Annotated in this window: 4 protein-coding genes; 3 read left to right on the forward strand and 1 reads right to left on the reverse strand. The window is 66.6% G+C overall.

Annotation, left to right across the window (positions count from 1 at the left end):
* The 3 genes from SFU54_RS00760 to SFU54_RS00770 form a co-directional block, all read left to right on the forward strand.
* On the forward strand, positions 1-595 hold a 595-nt coding region (locus tag SFU54_RS00760; protein WP_319014412.1), incomplete at its 5' end, for an ATP-binding cassette domain-containing protein.
* Positions 592-2,271: a thiol reductant ABC exporter subunit CydC gene (gene cydC / locus SFU54_RS00765; RefSeq protein WP_319014413.1), complete on the forward strand. Its 1,680-nt coding sequence runs from the start codon at positions 592-594 to the stop codon at positions 2,269-2,271. The genes SFU54_RS00760 and cydC, both read left to right, overlap by 4 nt.
* Before the next feature lie 125 nt (positions 2,272-2,396).
* Entirely contained in the window at positions 2,397-3,857 is a 1,461-nt protein-coding gene (locus SFU54_RS00770) for an aspartate ammonia-lyase (RefSeq protein WP_319014414.1), read from the forward strand.
* Here SFU54_RS00770 and SFU54_RS00775 read toward each other — a convergent pair.
* Positions 3,823-4,332 (reverse strand): DNA-3-methyladenine glycosylase family protein (locus SFU54_RS00775; RefSeq protein ID WP_413466533.1); only part of this gene is annotated, 510 nt, incomplete at its 5' end. The two genes, SFU54_RS00770 and SFU54_RS00775, sit on opposite strands and share 35 nt — an antisense overlap.

The raw sequence follows: 4,332 nt of genomic DNA on the forward strand, positions 1-4,332 counted from the left end.
GGCGTCGTGGATGCCCGGCACCCTGCTCGCCATCACCGGGCCGAGCGGCGCCGGCAAGAGCTCGTTACTCGGAGCGGTGCTCGGTCTGGTTGACCACGAGGGCGTGGTCGAACTTGACGGATTACCCGTGTCTCCGGCCGACCGCATCTCACGTCTGGCGTGGAGCGGCCAACGTGCCGACCTCACAGGAGGCTCGCTCGACGAGGTTGTGGCTCTCGGCGCAGATTCTGTTGACCCGGCGCGCGTGACGGCATCACTGCTGTGGGCGGGCGCCGGCGATGTGCCCCGCGCCACCGTGCTGGGCGCCGCGGGCGATGGCCTCTCGGGGGGCCAGGCTCAGCGGGTCGCTCTTGCGCGAGCGCACTATCGGGCGATCGATCGTGACTGCCGCGTCGTTCTTGTCGACGAGCCGACATCGGCACTCGACGCGGCGAGTGAGCGCATCGTGATCGCTGGTTTGCGCGCACTCGCGCGCGAGGGCCGACTCGTCATCGTCGTCACTCACCGTCGTGCGGTGATGGCGGCCGCCGACGAGGTGCTTGAGATCACGACCGCGCGCCGTGCGGTCGACGCGAGCGAGGTGTCGACCTCATGACGACGATGACCATCGCCGCCCGCCGTAGCCGTCGTGGCGTGCTGCGCGCATCCGTGCCTCCGATGCGCGCGTTCGCACCTGCCCTTGCCCTGGGTGTGCTGGCGAGCGCCTCCGCTGTTGCTCTCTTGGCTACGAGCGCGTGGCTCATCGCGCGCTCGGCCGAGCAACCGCCCATTCTCTTTCTCGGCTTTGCGATCGTGGGCGTGCGAGCATTCGCGCTCGGGCGCGCGGTCTTTCGCTATGTCGAACGGCTGGTCGCTCACGACGCGGCCTTCCGTGCGCTGAGCACGGTGCGCGTTGGAGTGTTTCGACGGCTGTTGCCCGTGGCCCCCGATGGTCTTCGCGGCGTTCGGCGCGGCGATCTGCTGACGACACTTGTGCGCGATGCTGATGCTCTGCAAGACCTTCCCCTCCGCGTTCTGCAACCACTCGTTACGGCAAGCGTTGTGGCGGCGCTGAGCGTCATCGGCGTGTGGTGGGTGTCTGCGCCCGCGGGCGCTGTGCTGCTCGTTGGCCTCGTGGTGACGGCAACCGTCGCGACCCTCGTGATGGTGGGCCTCAGCCGTGATGCCGACCTGCGCATCGCGCCCTTGCGGGCTGCCCTTGCGGATGCGGTGGTCGAGTACGTCGCGCGGTGGGAAACCCTGCGAGCCTTTGGGGTTGACCTGCGCCAGCGCGAACGCGTGCTCGAGCTCGACGCCCAGCTGCGGCGCGCACAGTCGCGGCAATCGGCGGCAGCCGGGAGCGTCGCTGCCCTGTTCACTCTCGGCGCCGGGCTCACGCTACTCGCCGCGCTTCTCGTGACTGGGCCCGAATTCTCTGCGGCGTCGGTGACCGGCCCGCAACTGGTCTTGCTCGTGCTCGTTCCGCTGGCCGTGTTCGAGGTCGTCGCCGCGTTGCCGGGAGTTCTCTCGGCATGGTGGCGCGTGAGGGCAAGTGCTGATCGCCTCGCGAGCATTGTGCCCGACGAGGTTCCCGCCGAACTGCCGGTTGTTCCCGAGGCTCTCGCGTCGGTTCCCGACGGTCCGCTGACGCTCCGCCTGCGCGGAGTGAGCGCCCGGTGGCCGGGAGACGCGAACCCCGCCATTGCGGGCATCGAGCTCGACCTCGCGCCGGGAGACCGGGTGGTCGTCGAGGGCTCGAGTGGTGCGGGCAAGACCACGCTGGCGCACGTGCTCGTGCGCTTTCTCGACCATGAGGGCGAGTACCGGCTCGGGGGAGTCGACGTGCACGATCTACACCCTGATGAGGTGCGCCGTCACGTGGTGCTGTGCGAGCAAAGTCCCCATCTCTTTGACGAGAGCATCCGTCAGAACCTGATCTTCGCCCGTGATGACGCGACTGACGACGACCTGCTCGCGGTGCTCGACCGTGTCGGCTTGGCTCAGTGGTGCCGTGAGCGCGGCGGGCTCGATGCGCCCGTCGGTGAACGCGGACGCCTCGTGAGCGGGGGCGAGGCGCAGCGCATCGCACTCGCTCGTGCTCTGCTCAGCCACGCTCCCGTGCTCGTGCTCGATGAACCGACGGCGAATGTCGATCCTGACCGGGCCGAGAGCCTGTTGGAAGAGCTCTTGGGAGCGGCAGCCGGCCCCGAGCGGGCCGTTCTCGTGATCTCGCACACGCCCGTTCCCGAACATCTCGTGACGGCGCGCGTGCAGGTGCGGGCCGCCCGATAGGCTTGAGCCGCCACCGCAACTGTTCGAAGACCCTCAAGGAAGAGGCATCCGCAATGGTGCGCACCACTGGCCCTGGCCCGAGTTTCACCACGAGTGACGACGGCATTCCCATCTACCGACCCGGCATGGATGAAGACGCGGATGCTCCGCGCCCCATGCGGCTCGAACGCGACTCTCTCGGCGAAATGCCGATTCCGGCCGACGCCTACTGGGGAATCCACACTGCTCGGGCCCTCGAGAACTTTCCCATCACGCGCCGCGCGCTCTCGAACCACCCCAACTTGGTGATCGCTCTCGCGATGGTCAAGCAAGCGGCCGCGCGCGCGAACAAAGAAATCGGGGTCATTCGCGCCGTGCGGGCCGACCTCATCGACCAGGTCTGCCAAGAGATCATCGATGGCGAGTTGCACGACGAGTTCGTGCTCGGTGTGCTACAGGGTGGTGCGGGTACGAGCACCAATATGTGTGCCAACGAGATCATTGCGAATCGCTGTCTCGAGCTCATGGGCCACGAGAAGGGTGACTACGCCAACTTTCACCCCATCGATCACGTCAACCGCAGCCAGTCAACGAACGACGTGTATCCGACGGCGATCAAGCTCGCCATGGTGTTTAGCCTCAAGAGCCTGCTCGATGAGCACCGACTGCTGATCGACTCGTTTGCGGCCAAGGGCCAGGAGTTTTCGCAGATTCTCAAGGTCGGCCGAACTCAGATGCAAGATGCGGTGCCGATGACGCTGGGCCAAGAGTTTCGCGGCTTCGCCACGACTCTGGGCGAAGATCAAGAGCGGTTGAGCGAGATCATTCCGTGGCTCAATGAGATCAACATGGGTGCCACGGCAATCGGCACGGGCATCACCGCCGACCCGCGATACGCCGAAGCCGTGCGTCGCCACTTGAGCGAGATCTCGGGCTACACGATGGTGACGTCGCCCGACCTCATCGAGGCGACGAGCGACACGGGCATCTTCATGACCGTCTCGGGAACCCTCAAGCGCGCGGCCGTCAAGCTCTCGAAGATTTGCAATGACTTGCGATTGCTGTCGAGCGGGCCGCAGGCGGGCTTTGGTGAGATCAACCTTCCGCCCCGCCAGGCCGGCAGCTCGATCATGCCCGGCAAGGTCAACCCCGTGATTCCCGAGGTCGTCAACCAGGTCGCCTTTTCGATCATCGGTGCCGATGCCACTGTCACTGCGGCCGTCGAGGGCGGTCAGCTGCAGCTCAACGCCTTTGAACCCGTGATTGCCACGAGCATCATGCAGTCGTTGGCGTGGATGTCGAACGCGTGCCGCACGTTGCGCCTCAATTGCATCGACGGCATTACGGCCAACGAAGATCGACTGCACGAGATGGTCGAAGCGAGCGTGGGCGTTGTCACGGCACTGACCCCCTACATCGGCTATCAAGAGTCGGCGGCGCTCGCCTACGAGGCTCTGGCCTCAAAGGTGCCGATTCGCCAACTCGTGATTGAGCGCGGTCTCATGACGGCCGACGACATCGCCAAAGTGCTCTCGCCCGAGCGTCTCAGCGGTGTCGTTCCAGCGACCGGCGCTATTCCGTTGCCGATGGTCGCGCCCGAGAACTAGGGGCGGGCGCTCGACGCGCGGGAGGTGGTGCGGCGCGCCACCAGTGCAGGGTGGCGTAGCTGCGCCACGGCGCCCAGCGCCTGCCCAGCGCGGCAGCCTCCCGTGCGGTTGACGCCGCGCCCCGAGCACTGAGCGAGCGCAGCAGCACGAGATCGGTGTCGAGCAAGAGATCGGGCGAGCCGAGTACGCGCAGGGCGACGTAGTCGGCCGTCCATGGACCGATGCCGGGCATCCGCATGAGTCGTTCGCGCAGTTCGAGTGTCGACAGGCCGACATCAACGACTAAATCACCGCTCGCCAAGGCTTCGGCGGTGTCGACGATCGTCCGCACGCGACGTTCGGGGCCCCGCAACACGCTCGCCCCACGACGAGCGATCGCTTCGGCCGACGGAAATCGTCGCAGGGCGCCCGTCTCGGTCGAGGTGTCGAGGTTCTCGGCAAGGGTGCCCAGCACGGTTCGTGCGGCAGGCAACGA

Source organism: Microcella sp. (genome assembly GCF_033763155.1).
In the GTDB taxonomy this organism is placed as follows: domain Bacteria; phylum Actinomycetota; class Actinomycetes; order Actinomycetales; family Microbacteriaceae; genus Microcella.

Coding starts and splice junctions, on each gene's coding strand:
- cydC (WP_319014413.1), top strand. CDS start 592: ATGACGACGATGACCATCGCCGCCCGCCGTAGCCGTCGTGGCGTGCTG.
- SFU54_RS00770 (WP_319014414.1), top strand. CDS start 2,397: ATGGATGAAGACGCGGATGCTCCGCGCCCCATGCGGCTCGAACGCGAC.